This is a genomic window from Mycobacterium sp. PS03-16 (genome assembly GCF_004570325.1).
GTDB lineage: Bacteria > Actinomycetota > Actinomycetes > Mycobacteriales > Mycobacteriaceae > Mycobacterium.
Map to the genome: position 1 here is coordinate 1 of NZ_SPQO01000073.1, position 1,902 is coordinate 1,902.

Here is a 1,902-nt window from a genome sequence, read left to right on the forward strand (position 1 = left end):
CGCCCGGCGCACCGCTGCCTCCGCCGCCGCCGGGGGCGCCGCTGCCTCCCCCGCCGCCCGCACCTGCGCCGTTGGTGGCGTAGTCCGAAGCTGCGTGTGCCACGCTGCTGAGGTGCAGCCGCCGCAGCTCGATCCGGATGTGCCGTTCCTCGCCGATGTGGTGCCGTCGGTGCTGGCCGCCATGGACGTGGCCGGCTTCGACCGGCACATCGAGCTGCCCGGCGACCTCCGCGCCGCCTGCGTGCTGCTCATCGACGGTCTCGGTGACCACCTGCTCGCCGCGCATCCCCGTGACGCGCCGGTGCTCAGCGGGCTGCACAGGCGGTCGCTGCAGGTCGGGTTCCCGTCCACCACGGTCGCGAGCCTCGCCGCCGTCGGCACCGGCTGCCGGGCCGGCGCGCACGGCATGGTCGGCTACACGTTCCGTCATCCCGACGCCGGAGTGGTCAACCCGCTGCGCTGGCGTCCGCAACCGTGGGGTGCGGACCTGCGTGACGATCTCCCGCCCGAGCAGGTGCAGCCGCTGCCGACCACCTTCGAGCGGGCCACCGCGGCCGGCTTGGCGGTCAGCATCGTGTCCAAGGCCGAGTTCACCGGGTCGGGGCTGACCCGCGCGGTGTTGCGCGGCGGCCGCTACGTCGGTGTGCACGGTCTGGGTGACCTCGCCGCGTCGATCGGCACCGTGCTCACCGAGGGTGGGTTCTGCTACGGCTACCACGGCGATCTGGATCTGATCGGCCATCTGCACGGGCCCGGTTCGGTGTCGTGGCGGATGCAGCTGCGCCAGGTCGACCGGCTCGTCGAGTCGATCGTCGAAAGCCTTCCGCCCGGGGCGTTGCTCGCCGTGGTCGCCGACCACGGCATGGTCCAGGTAACCGACGACCGCACCGTCGACCTGGACCGGAGCCCGGCACTGCTCGACGGTGTGGTCGCCGTCGCCGGTGAGGCGCGCGCCCGCTATGTCTACGTCGCCGACGGCGCCGCCGACGCGGTGCTGGCGACGTGGCGGGACACGCTGGGCGACAAGGCGTGGGTGCTCACCCGCGACGAAGCGATCGCCGCGGGCTGGTTCGGGGACCGCATCGCCGACGAGATGCGGCCCCGGATCGGTGACATCGTCGCGGCGGCCCGCGACACGGCGGCGATGGTGCGGCGCAGTACCGAACCGGTGGAGTCGGGCCTGCGCGGCCAGCACGGCTCCCTGACCCCGGCCGAACAGCTCGTGCCGCTGCTGGTCGCCCACGCCTGACGGCACCGGGTGTGACCACCGCGCCCGACGGGTACGACCGCGTGGGTGCAGACCTTCCTGCCGTGTGAGGACTTCGACGCGAGCGCTGCGGTGCTCGACGCCCGTCGGCTGGGCAAGCAGCGCGTCGAGGTGATCCAGGTGCTGCGGGCGCTGACGGTGCCGGGCTACGGGTGGCGCCACCACCCCGCCGCGGCGATGTGGGCGGGCTACGAGGAAGCGCTGGTGCGCTACGGGCTGCAGATCTGTGGGCAGTGGTGCCTGACCGGTCGCGCCGACACCTGCGCCACCACGCTGGTGACCGACCTCGCGTCGACCGTCGGCATCACCGCCGTCCGCGATCAGGCCGGGCTCGCCGCGGCCGGGGAACTGCCGCCGTGGCTGGGCGACCCGGCCCTGCATCGCAGCCACCAGTCCGCACTGGTGAAGAAGGATCCGCAACACTATCGGCCGCTGTTCCCGGACGTGCCCGACGACCTGCCCTACGTGTGGCCGGACTCGGACCGGTCACGCCGGGTGCCGCTCTAGCTGTACTCGGCAGTCAGGTTGGTGACAGTCGGCTGGTCGGGGGTTGTCCTCCGAGGGCTGAATGGCGGCGTTGATTGTTGTAGTAGTCGAGCCAGGGGGCAAGGGCTGCGCAGCGGGCGTCGTTGGTG

Annotated in this window: 3 protein-coding genes; 2 read left to right on the top strand and 1 reads right to left on the bottom strand. The window is 72.8% G+C overall.

The genetic code is table 11. The features are described from left to right. Nucleotides 1-112 precede the first annotated feature (112 nt). Both E4P42_RS26715 and E4P42_RS26720 read left to right on the top strand, forming a co-directional pair. Nucleotides 113-1,249 (top strand): alkaline phosphatase family protein, encoded by a 1,137-nt coding sequence (locus E4P42_RS26715; protein ID WP_135129644.1) that lies wholly within the window; start codon nucleotides 113-115, stop codon nucleotides 1,247-1,249. Between the two features lie 45 nt (nucleotides 1,250-1,294). Further along, nucleotides 1,295-1,774, top strand: coding sequence for an MSMEG_6728 family protein (locus tag E4P42_RS26720; RefSeq protein WP_135129645.1), 480 nt, complete (start codon nucleotides 1,295-1,297; stop codon nucleotides 1,772-1,774). A 13-nt stretch (nucleotides 1,775-1,787) separates the two neighbouring features. On the opposite strand, the gene E4P42_RS26725 is transcribed toward E4P42_RS26720, so the two are convergent. Then, nucleotides 1,788-1,902, bottom strand: a 115-nt coding sequence (locus tag E4P42_RS26725) for an integrase core domain-containing protein (protein WP_167759617.1), incomplete at its 5' end; no start/stop codon positions are given.